Genomic DNA, 17,923 nt, shown 5'->3' on the forward strand with positions numbered 1-17,923 from the left:
TGCGGACGTCAATAGTTCAACGCCGGAAAGGGAGAAAACCTGACATGGCAACCACCACGACCGGTTTCGAACCGGTCACCGAGGCGCACGACCACATCGACGTGTACGTCCGCGCGTTCAACTCCGGCGACCCGGACCTGCTGCTCGCGCTCTACGCCGACGACGCGGTGTCGGTGTGGGAGGGCCAGGCGATGACCGGTCAGCCCCGGAGGGACGCGCTGGCCGAGATCCTCAGCGCCGGGCCGAAGATGACCGCCACGATCCGCGAGTCGCACATCACCGCGGACGCGGCGCTGATGATCGTGGACTGGACGGTCGAGACCCCCCAGCCCGACGGCACCGCCGAGACGATGTCCGGCCAGGCCGTCGACGTGCTGCGCCGCGCCGCCGACGGCCGGTGGCGCCACGTGATCGACCACCCCCACGGCGCCGAGCGCTGACCGAGAACGATTCTGGAGAGCACCCGTGACCAACACCTTCACCGACGTCGCGTCCGTGGTGGACGCCGTCAAGGACATCGTCCCCAAGCTCCGGGAGAACGGCCGGGAAGCCGAGGAGCTGCGCTGGCTCCCGGAGGAGAACATCGCCCTGCTGGAGAAGGCGGGCGTGTTCCGCATCGCCACGCCCAAGCGGTACGGCGGGCTCGACCTCCCGATCGAAGACCAGGTCCGGGTGCTCACCGAGGTGGCCCGCGGCTGCGGCTCGACCGGCTGGGTGGCCATGGTGTGGTCGTCGAGCACCTGGCTGGCCACCCTGTTCCCCGACCGCGCGCAGGAGGAGATCTTCGCGAGCGACTCGGTGCGCATCTCCGGCGGGTTCACCCCGAGCGGCACGCTCACCCCGGTCGAGGGCGGTTACATCCTCGACGGAAGCTGGCGGTTCAACTCCGGCTGCCGCGGCGCGGACTGGAACATCGCGACCTCGACCGTGCACCACCCGGACGGCACCCCGGAAGAACTCGTCGCCATCGTGCCGATGTCGGAGTTCACCATCGCCGACGACTGGCACACCTCCGCCGCGGCGGCGACGGGCAGCTCGACGTCCACCGCGAAGGGCGTGTTCGTCCCGGCCCACCGGGTGATCACCTTCGTGGACGCGATCCTCGGCTCCGCACCGGACCGCACCCCGACCCCGGGCCGCGGCTACGGCCTGTTCAGCTTCGTGCTGGCCTCCGCGGTGGCGACCTACGTCGGCATCGCCAAGGGCGCGCTGGAGCTGTTCCTGGAGCGGGTCAAGGGCCGCGCCATCGCCTACACCAACCACACCGACCAGTCCCAGCACCCGCTCACCCAGATCCAGGTGGCGACCGCGGCGAACAAGATCACCGCCGCGGAGGCGATGCAGGACCGGTGGCTGCGGCTGCTCCAGGAGCGGGCGGACTCGGACGAGCCGATGACCGACGCGGAGAAGGCGGCGATGCGCGGTCAGGCCGCGTTCGCGATCCAGCTGGCCAAGGAAGCCGTCGAGGTGCTCTACACCGCGAGCGGCGCGACGGTCATCCAGCGCAGCGTGCCGCTCCAGCGGTTCCACCGCGACATCCAGGGTTTGGCGCAGCACGGCCTGCTGCTGCTGAGCACCAACCTCGAAGTGCACGGCCGGGTCCTGCTCGGCCTCGACCCGGACAGCCCGTTCCTGTGAGCACGACAGACGAAAGCGAGAAGCGATCGTGACCGACACCGTTGGCAGTCTCGACCTGGTCCTGACCGACGACCCCGATCAGCAGAACGAGGTGTTCACCGTCGCGTTCAACTCCGGCGACGGCGACCTGTTCGACCGGCTCTACCACGCCGACGCGATCTCCAACCTGTCCGGGCAACCGCTGACCGGACAGGCGCGCGTCGAGGCGATCAAGCAGATGCTGGCGGCGAAGCCGTCGCTGTCGGCGACCTTGCGCGAGGTCTACACGACCGGGGACACCCGGTTGCTGATCGTGGACTTCGAGCTGGAGGCGCCCGGCGAGGACGGCACGCCGGTCAGGATGACCGGCACGTGCACCGACGTGATGACGCGGGACGCGAACGGCCGGTGGTTCATGGCCGTGGACCGTCCCGTCATCGACGAGCCCGCCGCGTAGTGCCGACGGGCGGTCGGGCGCGGCGAGAGCGCCCGGCCGCCCGATCCCGGATGTGCGGGTGCCCGTCCGGCGAGGACGCTTTTCAAGTTTTTTTTCCAGCTTTTCGCCGTTCTCACCACACCGGCCGGTAATCGTCGGGTAACCACCGACCCGGTTTTCGCGGCGAGCGCGGTCGAGAACGTCGGGTTACCGGCGTGTGGTGGCCGTCTCCATAAACTCCGAATCAACGGACCAACGGATCACGGCGACCGGGACACGTTCGTCGTCAGGCCTCGCACACCCCTGGAGAACAGCAGTGGCACCCTCGACGCCTGCCCCCGGGCTTTTCGACTACCAGTACTACCAGGACCCCTACCCGGCGTTCGAGTGGTTGCGGAACAACGCGCCGATGCACGAGTTCCGATTCCCGGTCGGCGATGTGCCGATGTGGATCGTGAGCCGGTACGACGACGTCCGGGAGCTGATGGGCGACCCGCGGTTCAGCACCGATGCCACGGCGTGGGCGAGTGACGAGTTCAAGGCCTCCGGCATGGTGCTCGGCGAGGGCACGGTGTTCGAGAAGACGCTCACCGTGCTGGACCCGCCGGACCACACGAGGGTGCGCAAGCTCGCGATGAGCGCGTTCACGCCCCGCAAGATCGCGCAGTGGAAGAGCGCGATCGAAGGGGTCGTGGCGGGTGCGCTGGACCGGCTGGCCGCGCAGGAGCAGCCGGACCTCATGGACTACGCGGGCCAGGTCGCGGCGGAGGTCATGGGCGCGTTCCTCGGGTTCCGGCTGGACCGCTACGAGGACACCATCTCGGCGATCGAGCGCGCGTTCAACCCCGCCCCGGACAGCCAGGACGACGTGCGGCAGGCGTACGGCGAGATCGAGCAGTACGCCCGTGAGCTGATCGAGGAGAAGCGGCGGCAGCCGGGCGAGGACCTCGCGTCCACGCTCATCACCGCCCGCGACGGCGGCGACCGGCTCAGCGAGGACGAGCTGGCGTCCATGATCGCACTGATGATCCTGGCGGGCCTGGACACCACCCGCAACCTGGTCGGCTCGGCGAGCCTGGGCCTGCTGGACTTCCCCGACCAGCGCAAGCTGCTGGCCGAGCAACCGGAGCTGATCGACGCGGCGGTGGAGGAGTTCCTGCGCTACGACGGGGCGTTCACCATCGCCCTGTTCCGCTTCGCCAAGGAAGACCTGGAGTTCGGCGGCGTGCGGCTGCCCGCGGGCGCGCCCGTGGTGGCGGCCCTGCAGTCGGCGAACCGGGACGAGCGCAAGTACGTCGACCCGAACCGGCTGGACTTCACCCGCACCGGTCCGCGCCACCTCGGCCTGGGCCACGGCCTGCACAACTGCCTCGGCTCGGCCCTGGCGCGGCTGGAGACGAAGATCGCGCTGCCCGCGCTGTTCAACCGGTTCCCCGAGCTGGAACTGGCCATCCCGCGCGACGAGATCCACTACACCGAGGACTGGATCTCCCGCACGGTCATCACGTTCCCGGTGCGCCTCGGCGCCGATCGCGGCAACTGAGCGCCGGGGAGTTCCCCGAACGGAACGCGCGGCGCGGCCGGCCGAACGGCGCGCGGCGCGACGACCGGTGCGCACAAACCATGCTGGGGGTGGAAATTGGCTGCTGAGTTCGACTACATCGTCGTCGGTGCCGGTTCGGCGGGGTGCGTGCTCGCCGCCCGCCTGTCCGAGGACGCGGGCGTCCGGGTGGCGCTGGTGGAGGCGGGCGGACCGGACGACGACCCGGACATCCGGGTGCCGCTGCACGCGGCACGCCTGCTCGGTACCCCGGTGGACTGGGGCTTCACCACCGTGCCGCAGTCCGGTTTGGACGGACGCGAGGTGTACTGGCCGCGCGGCAAGGTGGTCGGCGGGTCGTCGTCGGTCAACTTCCAGATGTGGGTGCCCGGCCACCGCGACGACTACGACCCGTGGGTCGCGGCGGCGGGCCCGGAGTGGTCCTGGGACGCGGTGCGACCGTACTTCCGCCGGTCCGAGCGGTGGGCGGGTGACCCGGCTGACGGGCACACCTACGGCACCGGCGGTCCACTGTGGATCTCGCCGCCCCGCGACCCGGACCCGAGCACCGCGCGCTTCCTCGACGCGTGCGCGGACCTGGGCCTGAAGGAGGTGCCCGGTGGGATCGGCGGCCCCGACCACACCGGTTCCTCGCTCACGCCCCTCAACCAGTCGAACGGCTCGCGCTGGAGTGCCGCGGACGGCTACCTCAGGCCCGCGCTGGAACGCGGGAACCTGCGCGTCATCACCGGTGCGCAGGTGCGCCGCGTGCTGCTGGACGACGGCCGCGCCACCGGTGTCGAACTGGCCGGGGAGACCCTGACCGCGCGGCGCGAGGTGATCCTGTGCGCGGGCGCGGTGGGCTCACCGCACCTGTTGATGCTGTCCGGCATCGGCGACGCCGACCACCTCCGGGCCGCCGGCGTGACGCCGCTGGTGGACCTGCCCGGTGTCGGCCGCAACCTCCAGGACCACGTGGCCGTGGACCTCGTGCGGGACGCGGCGGCACCCGTGCGGCTCGCGACAGCGGACACGCCCGCCCACCGCGAGCAGTACGAACAGCACCGGCTCGGCCCGCTCACCTCGAACATGACCGAGGCCGTGGCGTTCCTGCGCGCGGACGGCGGCTCCGGCGCACCGGACCTGGAGCTGATCTGGGCGCCGGTGGCCTTCACCGAGGAAGGCCCGACCGGTGCCGGGTTCACCGTGGCGGTGGTGCTGCTGCAACCCGACAGCACCGGCCGGATCACCCTCGCCGACGCCGACCCGGCCACGCCGCCGCGCATCGACCCCGGCTACCTCGCCGAAGCCTCGGACGTGGACCGGTTGCGCGCGGGCCTGCGCTTCGCCGACCGGTTGCTGCGCGGCGAGGCGCTGAGCCCGCTGCTGGCCGACCAGCCCGCCCTGCCCGGGTCCGACGACGAGCTGGACGAGCTGGTCCGCGCCCGGGCCGAGACCCTGTTCCACCCGGTCGGCACGTGTCGCGCGGGACGTGCGGACGACCCGGCCGCCGTGGTGGACCCGCACCTGCGGGTGCGCGGCGTCGCCGGGCTGCGCGTGGTCGACGCGGCGGTGATGCCGCGGCTGCCCCGCGGCCACACCCACGCCACCACCGTGATGATCGCCGAACGTGCCGCGGACCTGATCCGCGCGGACGCCGGAGCACCGGCAGCACCCGACCACCCGCCAACCACCCGGGAGCCAGCGTGAGCCAGACATCGGATGCACCCACCCACCAGGCCATCGTGATCGGGGCGGGCTTCGCCGGCGTGACCGCCGCGCGCGAGCTGTCCGCCGCCGGCCTGCGCCCCCTGCTGCTGGAGGCCTCCGACCGCGTCGGCGGCCGGGCGCGCACCGAGACCTTCGCCGGCAAGAGGATCGAGCTGGGTGCGGCCTGGTTCTCACCGCACCAGCCGCGGGTCCGCGAGGAGCTGGAGCGCTACGGCATCGCGCTCGTGCCGCAGGGCGTGATGCCGGAGCACGCGGTGTTCCCGACCGACGACGGCGTGGGCCCGATCGACCCGGCGGAGGCGTTCGGGCACTACGGGCAGCTGCTGACGAAGTACTTCGCCGGGTCGCGGGAGCTGTTCCCGGAGCCGGAGGAACCGCTGCTCGGCGGTGCGCGGCTGCGCGAGGCCGACGCGTTGTCCATGCGCGACCACCTCGACCGGCTCGGGCTGTCGACCCGGGACGAGCGCTGGCTGAGCAACATCACCGGCACCTACTCGGGCGGCGACAGCGCCCGCGGCGCGTACACCGGTCTGGCGCAGTGGTGGGAGCTGCCCGGCGGCACGGTCGACGGGTGGAACACCCTCATCGGCATGAGCCCGGAGACCGGCATGAGCGGTCTGCTGGAGGCCATGGTCGGTGACTCGGACGCGGAGCTGCGCCTGGGTACCCGCGTCACGGCGGTGGACGACGACGGCCGCCTGGTGCGGGTCACCACGGGCGGCGGCGAGGTCTTCTCCGCGCCGGTCGTGGTGGTCGCGGTCCCGACGAGCGCCTGGGAGACCATCCGGTTCGGCAACGGCCTGCCCGACGTCCACGTCTCGGCCGCCGCGAGCAAGCTGTCGGTGCCGGCCAGCGCCAAGTTCTGGCTGCGTGCCGGTGGCGACGTCGGCGCCATCTCCGCGCACGCGCCGGAGGGCTACCCGATCTCGTCGCTGTTCACCTACTACCAGCTGGACGACGGCGACCAGCTGCTGATCGGCTTCAGCCAGGACGCGTCGTTCGACGTGCGCGACCGGGACCGGCTGGCGGAAGCGGTGCGCCTGTTCGGCGACATCGAGATCCTCGACGTGCGCGCCCACGACTGGGGCCGAGACGAGTTCACCCGCGGCGGGTGGTCGTTCCGGCGACCGGGCCAGCTGTTCGAGCACGTGCCCGCGATCCTCCAGCCCCACGGCCGCCTCACGTTCGCCAACGACGGCCTGGTCGAGGGCTGGGTCGGGTTCGTGGAGGGCGCGATCGAGTCCGGTGAGCGCGCCGCGCGCCAGGCGGTCGAGTTCGCCGCGTGAACGAACGGCGCCCGACGCGGCTCCCTCGGACGGGACCGCGTCGGGCGCCGGGCTCGGCCGCGGGCGGGTCGGCGCTGATGGTGCCGGTCGGGTCAGCGCCCGTACAGCTGGAACGTGACGCCGTAGGCGCCGAAGCCCGGCGGGATGTCGCTCATGATCTGGGTCAACGTGCCGCGGGCCTGGGCGGTGGGATCTTCGTCCCGCAGCGCACCGAGGTAGGCGCGGTGTTCGGCCAGTGCCGCCACGGACAGCTCGAAACCCTTCTCCCCCACCGTGACGACGTGCGTGGGGTGCGGTGATCCGGCCACGGCCACGTGCCGCACGCCGTCCCACGGCTGGAGCGTGCCGTCGGCGAGCTGCTCGGGGAAGATCCAGCGGTTGCCCGCGTCACCCACGGCGTCGAGCACCGCGCGGCCCACCACGCGGTGGTCCGGGGTGTTCCAGGAGCTGCCGTCCCAGGTGTCGTGGTGGTTGATCGTGACCACGAGCTCGGGGCGGTGGCGGCGGATCTCGCGGGCCAGCTCGCGGCGCAGCGCGACACCGCCCTCGATCACGCCGTCGTGGTGGCCGTCCAGGAAGTCCACTGCGGACACACCGACCACGGCGGCGCTGGCGCGCTGCTCGGCTTCCCGGACCACCGCGGCCTCGTCCGGCGGCAGGCCGTCGATACCGGCCTCGCCGCGGGTGACGATGAGGTAGGAGACCTCCCGTCCGGTCGCGGTCCACTCCGCCACCGCACCCGCGACGCCGTACTCCATGTCGTCCGGGTGCGCGATGATCGCCAGCGCGCGCTGCCAGTCGTCCGGGAGCAACTCAAGCCGCTCGGCCAACCTGGCCTCCTCTTCGGTACGCCACTTCGACCGCGGACCGGTGCGGTCCGCGGTCGAAGCAGGGGTTGATCTTCTGTTTTCGTCAGAACTGCGGGTACTGCAGCCTCTCGCCGAGACCGCCGTCGACGGGCAGCTTGACGCCGGTGGTGAAGGTGGCGTCGGCGGCCAGGAACAGCGCGGCACGCGCCACCTCCTCCGCGGAACCGTGCCGCTTCATCGGCGTCATCTCGTCACCGACAGCCTGCAGCACGGTCCGCTGCTCCGCCGTCAGACCGGGCACACCCATGCTGGGCGTGTCGATGAACCCGGGGCTCACCGCGTTGACCCGGATGCGGCGCGGCAGCAGTTCGGAGGCGAGGACCTGGGCGAAGGAGAACAGCGCCGCCTTCGTCGCCGAGTACACACCCATGGTGGGCTGGCCGCCCTCGTCGGCGATCGAGCTGGTGAACACCATCGCGCCGCCGTCCTCCATCAGCGGCAGCAGGCGCTGGACGGTGAAGAACGCGCCCTTGGTGTTGACCGCGAACTGGCGGTCGTAACTCTCCTCGGTCACCGCGACGATCGGCTCCAGCACCGCCGTGCCGACGTTGACGAACAGGTAGTGGAACCGCCCGAACCGCTCGGCCACCAGCTCGCCGAGCGCGGCGATGTCACCCATGCTGGTGACGTCGGACCGCACCACGACGGCCCGCTCGCCCAGCTCGGCGCCCGCCTTGTCCACGTTGGTCTCGTCCCGACCGGTCGCCACCACCGCGGCGCCCTCGTCGAGGAGGGCGGCGGCGATCGCCAGGCCCATCCCGTGCGTGCCGCCGATGACCACGGCCTTCTTGTCCGCGTACCTGCTCATGTGCTTGTGCTCCACAACGTCGGTTGGTTGGCCAACGGGGTTCCCGGTCAGGACAGGTGGACCGGGAGTTCGCGGTGCCCGTTGGAGATGAACGACTCCAGCATCGGGATCGACTCCGGTGGGGTCGCGAGCGCCAGGTCGGGGAACCGGTCGAACACCGCGGGGATCGCGATGGACGCCTCCAGCCGGGCCAGCGGCGCGCCGACGCAGTGGTGCGCGCCGTGGCCGAACGCGATGTGGTCGCGCCGGGTCGGTCGCCGGGTGTCGTACCGGTCCGCGGTGCCGCCGTGGACCCGCGGGTCGCGCCCCGCCGCGCTGAACGAGATGACGATCGCCTCGCCCTTGCGGATCACCAGGTCCGGCAGCTCGATGTCCTCGACGGCGTACCGCAGCGGCAGGTTCGCGAACGGTGCTTCCAGCCGCAGCGACTCCTCGATCGCGTCTTCCCAGGTCACCTCGCCCGCGCGCACCAGCTTGAGCTGGTCGGGGTTGGTGAGCAGGGCGAACACGGTCTGGTCGAGGAGGTTGACGGTGGTCTCGTGGCCCGCGGTGAACATCAGCAGCAGGGTGTCGGCGAGTTCCCGGTCGGTGAGGCCGGGCCCGCCGTCCTCCGCGCGTGCCGTGATCAGGCCGGTGGTCAGGTCGTCGCCGGGGTCGGCGCGCCTGACCTCGACGAGGTCGGCCATGAGCCCGTACAGCTCCTGCTCGTTGGCCTTCGCCTCTTCCTCGGTGACCGCGGTCTGGAGCATCGCGGCCACCGCGCGCAGCAGGCGGTCGCGGATGTCGTCGGGCATGCCGAGCAGCTCGGAGATCACCTGCGTGGGCAGCGGGTAGGCGAACTCCTGGCGGAAGTCCACCGGCTGACCGGGCGGCGTGGCGGCCATCTTGTCCAGCAGCTCGGCGGTGATGCTCTCGATGCGCGGGCGCAGGGCGGCGGTCCGGCGGGCGGTGAACGTCTTGGCCACCATCTTGCGCAGCCGGGTGTGCTCCGCGCCGTACGCGGTGATCATGTTCCGGTCGGCGACCCACATGGCCAGCGGCCAGGTCTTGGCCAGCTCGCTCTCGCCGTTGCCCCACGCGGGCCAGTGGCGGTAGGCGTCGCGGGACACCCGCGGGTCGGTCAGCAGCTGCTTGATCAGGGCGTGGTCGGTCACCCACCAGACCACGACGCCGCCGGGCAGCTCGGCCAGCGCGGCTCGGCCGAGGGCGCGCAGGCGCTCGCCGGTGCCGTGCAGGTCACGGCCGGTGGGGTCGATGACCAGGGGACGGTTCGGGTTGCTCATCGCGGCACTCCGTCGATAGGGCCGGGGGTCGGTTGGGCCGGTTCTGACTGGCCGGACCTGGCTTGGCCGGCGATCGATCGGCCGAAGCCGGCTTCACCGGACCGGTGGCCGGTGTCGGCTGAACCGAGGTCGGCTCGGCCGGTTCGCTCCGGGCGCGCGTCGGCTCGGCCGGGCCGGTTGGCGCCAGGATCGGTCGGTCTGGTGTGTCGGGTGGGGAGGGTCCGGCCGGCCCGAAGTCCCGGCTGGGTCGGGCCGGGGTGGGCCCGGGTCGGCCGGACCGAGGTCGGTCGGGTGGCTAGGCCTGCGCCAGCCACCGGTCGTCCTGCGCGTGGACCAGGGCGCACAGGTCGCGCAACGCCGTGTCGAGCTTCTCGATCTCCGCGTCGGTCAGGTGGATCGACGGCTCCAGCCGCAGGGTCGTCGTGGCGCTCGCGGTCGGGAAGGTGCGGATCTTGTGCTCCCGCAACAGGTAGCTCGCGATGCCGAACCCGAGGAAGCCCTCCTCGGCGATGCCCCGGATCGCGGGCGACGACGCGTCCAGCTGGTCCTGGAACTCGACGCCGAGCATCAGCCCGCGACCGCGCACCTCCTTGATCACGTCCGGGTACTCCTTCCAGAGCCCCGTGAGCATCTCGGTCAGCCGCTCGCCGCGCTCGGCGGCCTTGCGGTAGGCCTCACCGTCCTCGGCCTCCAGCAGCTCCAGCACCTTGAGCGCGATGAGGCTGGAGAAGCTGTCCTTGGCGAACGTCGAGCTGTGCAGCAGCTCGAAGTCCTTGCGGTAGCGGCGTTCCCGCACCAACACCGCGGACGTCTTGGCGATACCGCCGCCCAGGCTCTTGGCCAGCACGTAGTAGTCGCCGCGCAGCCCGATGTGGGTACTGGCGAAGAACGTCCCGGTGCGGCCCATGCCGCTCTGGATCTCGTCCAGCACGATCGGGCAGTCGAGCTCGGCGCAGACCCGCTCGATCTCCCGGGCGTACTCGGCGTTGACCGGCTTGATGCCCGCCTCGCCGCGGATCGGCTCGACGAAGAAGCCCGCGAAGACGGGGAAGTCCCGCCGCACGACCGACACCACGCCATCGGCGACCTGGACGTCGAACACCTGGCGGCGCTCCTCGGCGACGACCTCGCGCAGCCGGTCGGGCGCGTCGGACGGCACGAACCGCGCCCGCGGCCCCAGCCGGGTGAACGGCAGCCGCAGGTCGGGGTTGTAGGTCAGGTTCACGCTGGCGACCAGCTTGCCGTGGAAGGCGCGCTCCAGCGCGAGGAACACCGGCGGCAGCGCCGCCACCTCGGCGTTGGCCCGAGCGACCTCGGCGACCAGCCCGTCGATGCCCTCCGCCGCGGCCAGGCCGAGCGAGTCGAACGCGTCGTCCGCGATCACCGCGCCGTCTGCCACGGCCGTGCGAGCGGCCTCCAGGTTGGCCTCGACCTCGGCGATCAGCTCGGCGGCACGCGCCTGCCGGTCGAACTCGGCGTGCTTGATCACCACCTCGACGCCCTCGGCGCCGCTGTTGGCGAAGAAGCCGTAGTACGGCTCGTCGGTGCCCAGCTCACGGCGCACGATCGCGTTCAGCGCGGTGGCCACCTCGTTGGCGTACGAGTGGCCGAGCATGAGCGTGAAGATCGGGGTCTGGTTGTCCAGGATCTCCTTCGCCCTCGCCACGATCTCGGGGTGGTTGTGCCCGAACATCAGCGAACCGAAGCTGCCGACGAAGTCGGTGACCGCCACTTCCCGGTTTTCCGAATCCCGGTAGTAGAGGGTGTTCCCCTCCGCCCGGGTGTAGTGGATCGCCATTCCGAGGCTGGCCATCTTCGCCCGCAGGTTCGCGTCGGCGAATTCCTGCGCAGCAGATGAGGAAACCATTCCGCCCGCTCCTTCTCACTCCGGTCCCCCAGCGCCGCGCGGGATCGCTCGACCTCGGGATTGCAAATCGGATGCTACCCAGCGGCAAACGCCACCGACCACTGTCGGGGTCTCGCTCCGGTAATGCGTGGGGGGTCTATTTCGGTGGACGTTCGATTACCGCGCGGCGGCCGGTCCGGGAGTAATGTGGGCGGCCCACCCGAGACCTGGTGGCCCGGGCGGGCCGCCCGACGAACCGTCAACCGCCGGTCGACACCGACGACGCCGACCCGTCGTACCCGAGGGCCGCCTCGTCCTCGCAGGACTCCCCGGACTCGCCGGAGTCACCCGCCGTGCACCCCGACGCCAGCAGCCACCGCACGTACCTGCGGCGCACCGTCGGTTCCTCCCGGAGAGTGGCGGGCAGCGCGCTGAACAACCCGTCCACGATGTCCCGGAACTGGCCGTCCATGTTGGCCAGCAGCGAGTCGAGCAGGTGGTCGATCGTGCCGTCGGACAGCAGGTCCAGCGTGATCGTCACGCCGTGCCGCTCGCCTCCGCCCCAGGCCGGGCGCCGCTGCGTCAGCTCCGGCCGTGCGGTGACCAGCACCAGCAGCGGCACCGACCAGGACGGGTCGGCCAACTCCTCGACGAAGTCCACCAACGCGTCCTCGCCCAGGTGCAGGTCCTCGATGACCAGCACGAGTGGACGGCGGGTGGCGACCGCCTCCAGCAGTCGCCGCCACGCGGCCCGCGTGCCCGGGCCGGACACCGGACCCGATTCCCGGTCGAGCAGCAGGCCGAGCTCCGCGAGCAGCCACTCGCGTTCTTCTTCGGCCACCGCCAGCCGGGAGACGGTCTTCCCCAGTTTCGCCTGCGCGACGGCCGTGCTGTCGTCGCGCCGGATACCGCAGTAGGACGACAGCAGGCTCGCCTGCACCGCTGCCACCGAGTCCCTGGCCAGTGGCGGTGTGCGCGCCACCAGGAATCGGACCAGCTCCGGCTGGGCGGCGAACCTCCGCCGGAACTCCGCGATCAGCCGCGTCTTGCCGACACCCGCCTCGCCCAGCACCGTCACCAGGCGCGGTTCCGCCCGGTGCCGGACCGACTCCAGCAGCCCGTAGAGGGTCTGCAGCTCGCGCTCGCGGGCGACCGGGGCCTCTGCGGGCACCGTCGCCCGGTCGGGCCACTCGCCGGTGACCAGCCAGCCGCGCTCGTCGTTGGCACGACCGAACGCGATGGCCGAGGCGGCGGAGCGGTGGGTCTCGTCGCACACCCGGATGCCACCGGCCGGCGTGTCGAACAGCAGGTACTCGCACTCCTCCAGCAGCCCGCCGGTCACCGTGCGGACGCTGTCGTCCCGGCCGGGCTCGTAGCGCACCACCGCGTTGCCGGTGGCCACCGCGAGCTGGAGGGTGAGCCGCCTGCCGTGGCCGGTCGACGCGCCGAGCCGCTCTCGGATGCGCAGCGCGGCCCGCACCGCGCTGGTGGCGTCGTCCTCGCGGCGTTCCGGCACACCGAACACGACCAGCGAGAGCGACCCGATCGAGGCGGCCACCTTGCCGTCGAACGCGGCGGCCTCCTCGCGGATGGCCGCGGTGGCGGTCTCCAGCGCACCGTCCACTTCGGCCGGACCCAGGTCGTCGCCGTCCGGGTCGAGCACGGCGCGCACCAGCAGCACGCTGACGTGGCGGCGGTCCGCGGTGACCGACCGCTGGCGCGGCACCACCGGCACCACCGGCACCACCGGCAGCACCGGCTCCCGCTCGGCGGGCAGCGCCAGGTCCGGGACGCAGCCCAGGTCCACCGTCTCGGCCAGCCGGAGGTCCGCCGGGCGCAGCGCCGCGACGACGGGCTTCGGCGCGGTCGGTGCCGCCAACGCCGGGTCGTGGTTGAGGATTTCGTGCTGCAGCTTCTGCAACGCGCTGCCCGGTTCGAGGCCGAACTGGTCCACCATCACCGACCTGGCCCTGGCGTAGGCGTGCAGCGCGTCCGCCTGCCTGCCACTGCGGTACAGCGCCAGCATCAACTGGCCGCACAGCCGTTCCCGCAGCGGTTCCGCCTCGACCAGCGTCTCCAGGTCGCAGAGCACGGCCTGGTGCCTGCCGCAGGCGAGCTCGGCCTCGAAGTAGTCCTCCGTGGCGTCCAGGCGCGCGTTCTGCACGGCGGTCAACTCCGGCCAGTTGACGCCGATCTCGACCAGGTCGGCGAGCGCGGGACCGCGCCACAGCGCCAACGCCTCGCCCAACACGGCCGCCGCTTCCTCGGGCGAGCCGGACGCGAGCAGCGAGCGCCCTCTGTCCACTTCCGAGGTGAACCGGTGCAGGTCCACCTGGTCCGGGTCGACCCGCAGCAGGTAACCCGGCTTCTGCGTGAGCAGGGCCGCCGACTTGTCCGAACCGGACGATTCGTCCAGCACGCCGTGCCGCAGCGCCCACACCGCGTTCTGGAGGATCTTGCGCGCCGACGAGGGCAGGTTCTCCGACCTCCACAGCGCCCGCATCAGCTGGCTGGTGGCCACGACCCTATTCGGTTGAAGTAGTAAGAATCCCAGTGTGGCCCGCTGACGAATGCCTCCGAGAACAATCTGACGATCGCCGTCGACGACTTCCAGCGGACCCAGTATGCGAAAATGCAATTCTCCCCCCAATATGCATGCCGAATGCACAGAGAAAACGCATGACAGTCTTATTTTCACCCCATGGCGTCAACCTACCATGATTGCCCCAACGGACAAAACGTACATCTTCGGCACCACCTCCCGGTGCTGCCGGCACTAGAGACGCCGCGCTCTACGACAAACGGATGATCATTGTTGAGCGGCGTTCGTCGACCGAGTAGACTGCTCGATCCGCATTCACGGCACCCCAGTTCACCGCGTTGGACATTTGTGTCCAGCCTTTCAGAGGCGGATCTCGGTCGGCTCTTGACCCGCTCTCGGCGCGCTCTCGACGGTGCCCGCGATCGGCATTTCACCTCGCGTTCGCCGCGTGGACCGTCCGGAGCGGCCCGGCCGAGCGGCGAATCGCCCGCCGCGGGCAATGGAGTGAGGGACGACACTACGGGGTCGCGCAGATCACGTCGACCTCACCGCGACGGGTCCGGTGACGTTTCCCACTGCCTTTCGGCCACCGCACCGGACCGACGAGTCCACAAGGGAGCGGTCCCGGACCGCCGGCGCGCGGACCGGCGCCCGGTGGACGACGAGTTACCCCCCGATGAGCGCACTTACTGCACAGTCACACACATCCTCCGGAAGGGGGACCGGATGCTCCGCAACCACTGTCACATTCACACGTACGCCCGGGAGTCGTGACGTTCCGTGTCCGAACTGGCCGCCTCGCCTCCCCGATCGGACCTCCAACCGTGGTGCCGGACGGCGACGGGCAGCCCTGCCGGAACGCCGCGCCCCAGCCACACCGAGACCGCGCCCTGACGGGCCTGCCCAAGGAAGAGTCAGACATGTCCGACATCGGCACACACCACAGCCGCCTGCCCTCGCTCACCGGTTTACGCTTTCCCGCGGCGCTGCTCGTATTCGTCTTCCACGCCGCCATGATGGACCCCGAGGTCCGCATCTTCGACGACGCCACGGCGACCGCGTTCGCGTCGGTCGCGTCGCACACCGGCGCCCTCGGCGTGTCGTTCTTCTTCGTGCTCAGCGGTTTCGTCCTGGCGTGGTCCTCCCGCGAGCGGGACACCCCGGTCGCGTTCTGGCGCCGCCGGTTCGTCAAGATCTACCCGAACTACGTCGTGGCGTGGCTGCTCGCGCTGCTGCTGTTCGCCGGCACGTACACGCCGGTGTGGCGCGCGATCGCCAACCTCTTCATGCTGCACGTCTGGTCGCCCGACTTCATGACGCACTTCAGCGTCGACCCGCCCAGCTGGTCGCTCGGCGTCGAGGCGTTCTTCTACCTGCTGTTCCCGCTGCTGCTGCTCGGCGCCAAGCGGATCGCGCCGGAACGGCTCATGGCCTGGGTCGCGGGCACGGTCGCGTGCGTCATCGCGGTACCGCTCGTCGCCTACACCCTGGTCCCGGCGGCCGGCATCCCGCTGCCCGGTGCCGAGGACACCTCTACCGTGCAGTACTGGTTCGTCTACCTGCTGCCGCCGTCGCGGTTGCTCGACTTCGCGCTCGGCATCCTCGTCGCGCGGGCGGTCCGGGCCGGTCGGTTCCCCCGCGTCGGCCTGGTCCCGGCGGGGCTGCTGCTGGCCGCGTCCTACGCGGTCTCGCTCATGGTCCCGCACCTGTACGCGCACCGGGCGGTGTTCACCATCCCGATCGTGCTGCTGATCGTGGCGGCGGCGCAGTCGGACGTGCGGGAGCGGAACACGTTCCTGTCCGGCCGGACGATGGTGTGGTTGGGCGAGATCTCCTTCGCCTTCTACCTGCTGCACTACATCGTCCTCGCGTTCGGCCGGAAGCTGCTGGGCGACCAGCTGTTCTCCGCGCCGGTCGGCACCGCCCTGCTCGTGGTGATGCTCGGTGTCAGCGTGCTCGCCTCGTGGGCCCTGTACGCGTGGGTCGAGCGGCCCATCACGCGCCGGTGGTCCAAGCCGCGCACGCGCCGCACGGCGGAACCCGTTCCCCGGCCGGAGCAGACCGTCCACCGCTGACCCCGGAAAAGGGTTCGGCCCCGTGCGCCTGGGGGGGTTCGCACGGGGCCGAGGCTGGACGCCTGCCCGGATCAGCCGGCCCGGCCGGGTTCCGGTACGCCGGGCGTGGGGTCCAGCGAGGACGCGTCCGCGGGCTGCGGGTCCGCGTTCGCGTCCGACTCGGGGGCATCGCGGTTCTTGCGGAGCGTGACCATGATCAGCACACCGAGGATCGCCACCATGGCCGCGCCGATGCCGGCGACCACGGTCAGCGAACCGGTCAGCGCTTCCTTGGCGGGCTCCAGCACCGCGTTGCCCAGTTGCTCAGGCAGACCCGCCGCCGCGGCGGTCGCCTTGTCCAGCGAGTCCTGCGCGTCGGCCAGTGCCTCCGCGGGCACGCCCGCCGGGTTCACGTCGTCCATCCGGCCCTGGTAGACCGCCGCACCGACGCTGCCGAGGATGGCGACGCCGAGCGCGACGCCCAACTCGGTGCCCGTCTCGGACACCGACGCCGCGGAACCGGCCTTCTCCGGCGGCGCGGAGCCGACGATGATGCCCGTGCCGAGCGCCATCATCGGGCCGCCGCCGAAGTAGAGGACCGCGAGGCCGACGACCACGAACCCGAGCCCGCCCGCGGGTTCCACCAGCGACACCAGCACGTAGCCGACCGCCGCGATCAGCTGGCCGACACCGATGACCAGGCCGGGACCGAAGCGCTGGGCGAGCCCCGGCGCCAGCACCGACGAGATGACCATGACGATCGCGGCCGGCAGCAGCGCCAGGCCCGCCCGCAGCGGCGTCAGCCCTTCGACCAGCTGCAGGTACTGCGCGATGATCAGGTAGACGCCACCGGTCGCGACCAGGCTGAGCAGCATCACGCTCAGCGCGACGGTGAACGACCGGTTGCGGAACAGCTTGAGGTCGAGCATCGGGTCGGCCATCCCGCGCTGCCGCAGCACGAACACCACGCCGAACACCACGCCGGCGACCAGCACCGCGACCGGCACCAGGTCCACGCCGTTGGTGGCCATGTCCTTGATCCCGTAGATCACCGGGATGATCGTGGCCAGCGACAGGGCGACGCTGACCAGGTCCAGGCGCCCGGCCTCGGTGTCCTTGTACTCGGGCAGCAGCATCGGTCCGACGACGAGCAGGACCACCATGACCACGGCGCCGAGCAGGAACACCGAGCCCCACCAGAACCACTCCAGCAGCAGGCCGCCGACCAGCGGGCCGAGCGCGAGCCCGGCGGAGAACACGCTGGTCCAGATGCCGATGGCCAGCCCGAGCTGCTTCTCGTCGCGGAACATGTTGCTGATCAGGGCGAGCGTCGAGGGCATCAGCGTGGCACCGGCGACGCCGAGCAGCGCACGGGCCGCGATCAGCAGTTCGGCGCTCGGCGCGTAGGCAGCGATGATGGACGCGGCGCCGAACGCGAGCGCGCCGATCATCAACAGCTTGCGCCGGCCGATCCGGTCGCCCAACGTACCCATGGTGATGAGGAAGCCGGCGACGAGGAACGCGTAGCTGTCCATGATCCAGAGCGTCTGGGCGCTGCTGGGCTGGAGATCCGCACCGATGTGCGGGAGGGCGAGGAACAGCACGGTGACGTCCACCGCGAGCACCAGCGTCGGCAGGGCGAGCACGGCCAGCCCCAGCCATTCCTTGGCGCCGGCACGGACCGCCGTACCCCCCGAGACGGTTTCACTCATGGAGTCTTCCACTTCCCCTGTCGTTCGATCCTGTGACGCGGACCGGTGCGTGGTGCCCCGCCGCGTCGTGATCCCGTGCGCGATCGCGAACCCGCAGGTCTCGTGCCACCTGCCCAGCGTCCGACCGCACTTCGACGACAGTCTTACTGGTAGCGCTCTTGCTCGGGTCTCGCCCGGATCTCGTGCGGCCACCGGTCCA

General features: G+C 71.2%; 13 protein-coding genes. 7 read left to right on the top strand and 6 right to left on the bottom strand.

Annotation, left to right across the window (positions count from 1 at the left end; genetic code table 11):
• The first annotated feature begins 44 nt into the window (after nt 1-44).
• From B0I31_RS37515 to B0I31_RS37540, 6 genes are all read left to right on the top strand, one after another.
• Complete coding sequence (locus B0I31_RS37515; RefSeq protein WP_106620133.1) at nt 45-440, top strand: YybH family protein; 396 nt, start codon at nt 45-47, stop codon at nt 438-440.
• A 25-nt stretch (nt 441-465) separates the two neighbouring features.
• The gene (locus B0I31_RS37520) at nt 466-1,638 is read left to right on the top strand and encodes an acyl-CoA dehydrogenase family protein (RefSeq protein ID WP_106620134.1); all 1,173 of its coding nucleotides are present in this window, start codon (nt 466-468) and stop codon (nt 1,636-1,638) included.
• Between the two features lie 28 nt (nt 1,639-1,666).
• Complete coding sequence (locus tag B0I31_RS37525; protein ID WP_106620135.1) at nt 1,667-2,074, top strand: YybH family protein; 408 nt, start codon at nt 1,667-1,669, stop codon at nt 2,072-2,074.
• Between the two features lie 295 nt (nt 2,075-2,369).
• Nucleotides 2,370-3,596: a cytochrome P450 family protein gene (locus tag B0I31_RS37530; RefSeq protein ID WP_219910982.1), complete on the top strand. Its 1,227-nt coding sequence runs from the start codon at nt 2,370-2,372 to the stop codon at nt 3,594-3,596.
• A gap of 96 nt (nt 3,597-3,692) precedes the next feature.
• The gene (locus B0I31_RS37535; RefSeq protein WP_106620136.1) at nt 3,693-5,303 is read left to right on the top strand and encodes a GMC family oxidoreductase; all 1,611 of its coding nucleotides are present in this window, start codon (nt 3,693-3,695) and stop codon (nt 5,301-5,303) included.
• Nucleotides 5,300-6,610 (top strand): flavin monoamine oxidase family protein, encoded by a 1,311-nt coding sequence (locus B0I31_RS37540; protein WP_106620137.1) that lies wholly within the window; start codon nt 5,300-5,302, stop codon nt 6,608-6,610. The genes B0I31_RS37535 and B0I31_RS37540 overlap by 4 nt, the downstream gene beginning before the upstream one ends.
• A gap of 92 nt (nt 6,611-6,702) precedes the next feature.
• Here the strand turns inward: B0I31_RS37540 and B0I31_RS37545 are convergent, their stop codons facing one another.
• From B0I31_RS37545 to B0I31_RS37565, 5 genes are all read right to left on the bottom strand, one after another.
• The gene (locus B0I31_RS37545; protein ID WP_106620138.1) at nt 6,703-7,440 is read right to left on the bottom strand and encodes a PIG-L deacetylase family protein; all 738 of its coding nucleotides are present in this window, start codon (nt 7,438-7,440) and stop codon (nt 6,703-6,705) included.
• 82 nt (nt 7,441-7,522) lie between these two features.
• Entirely contained in the window at nt 7,523-8,287 is a 765-nt protein-coding gene (locus B0I31_RS37550; protein ID WP_106620176.1) for an SDR family oxidoreductase, read from the bottom strand.
• Between the two features lie 47 nt (nt 8,288-8,334).
• Nucleotides 8,335-9,570, bottom strand: a complete 1,236-nt coding sequence (locus B0I31_RS37555) for a cytochrome P450 family protein (protein WP_106620139.1) — start codon at nt 9,568-9,570, stop codon at nt 8,335-8,337.
• A 295-nt stretch (nt 9,571-9,865) separates the two neighbouring features.
• On the bottom strand, nt 9,866-11,437 hold the full coding sequence (locus B0I31_RS37560) for an aspartate aminotransferase family protein (protein WP_106620140.1): 1,572 nt from the start codon (nt 11,435-11,437) through the stop codon (nt 9,866-9,868).
• A gap of 238 nt (nt 11,438-11,675) precedes the next feature.
• Complete coding sequence (locus B0I31_RS37565; RefSeq protein WP_106620141.1) at nt 11,676-13,937, bottom strand: ATP-binding protein; 2,262 nt, start codon at nt 13,935-13,937, stop codon at nt 11,676-11,678.
• A 941-nt stretch (nt 13,938-14,878) separates the two neighbouring features.
• Here B0I31_RS37565 and B0I31_RS37570 point away from each other — a divergent pair.
• Nucleotides 14,879-16,033, top strand: coding sequence for an acyltransferase family protein (locus tag B0I31_RS37570; RefSeq protein ID WP_106620142.1), 1,155 nt, complete (start codon nt 14,879-14,881; stop codon nt 16,031-16,033).
• 71 nt (nt 16,034-16,104) lie between these two features.
• On the opposite strand, the gene B0I31_RS37575 is transcribed toward B0I31_RS37570, so the two are convergent.
• Entirely contained in the window at nt 16,105-17,724 is a 1,620-nt protein-coding gene (locus tag B0I31_RS37575) for an MFS transporter (RefSeq protein WP_106620143.1), read from the bottom strand.
• Between the last annotated feature and the right edge of the window lie 199 nt (nt 17,725-17,923).

The sequence above is a fragment of the Saccharothrix carnea genome, assembly GCF_003014735.1.
In the GTDB taxonomy this organism is placed as follows: Bacteria; Actinomycetota; Actinomycetes; order Mycobacteriales; family Pseudonocardiaceae; genus Actinosynnema; species Actinosynnema carneum.

Coding starts and splice junctions, on each gene's coding strand:
- B0I31_RS37515 (WP_106620133.1), top strand. CDS start 45: ATGGCAACCACCACGACCGGTTTCGAACCGGTCACCGAGGCGCACGAC.
- B0I31_RS37575 (WP_106620143.1), bottom strand. CDS start 17,724: ATGAGTGAAACCGTCTCGGGGGGTACGGCGGTCCGTGCCGGCGCCAAG.
- B0I31_RS37555 (WP_106620139.1), bottom strand. CDS start 9,570: ATGAGCAACCCGAACCGTCCCCTGGTCATCGACCCCACCGGCCGTGAC.
- B0I31_RS37550 (WP_106620176.1), bottom strand. CDS start 8,287: ATGAGCAGGTACGCGGACAAGAAGGCCGTGGTCATCGGCGGCACGCAC.
- B0I31_RS37570 (WP_106620142.1), top strand. CDS start 14,879: ATGTCCGACATCGGCACACACCACAGCCGCCTGCCCTCGCTCACCGGT.
- B0I31_RS37560 (WP_106620140.1), bottom strand. CDS start 11,437: ATGGTTTCCTCATCTGCTGCGCAGGAATTCGCCGACGCGAACCTGCGG.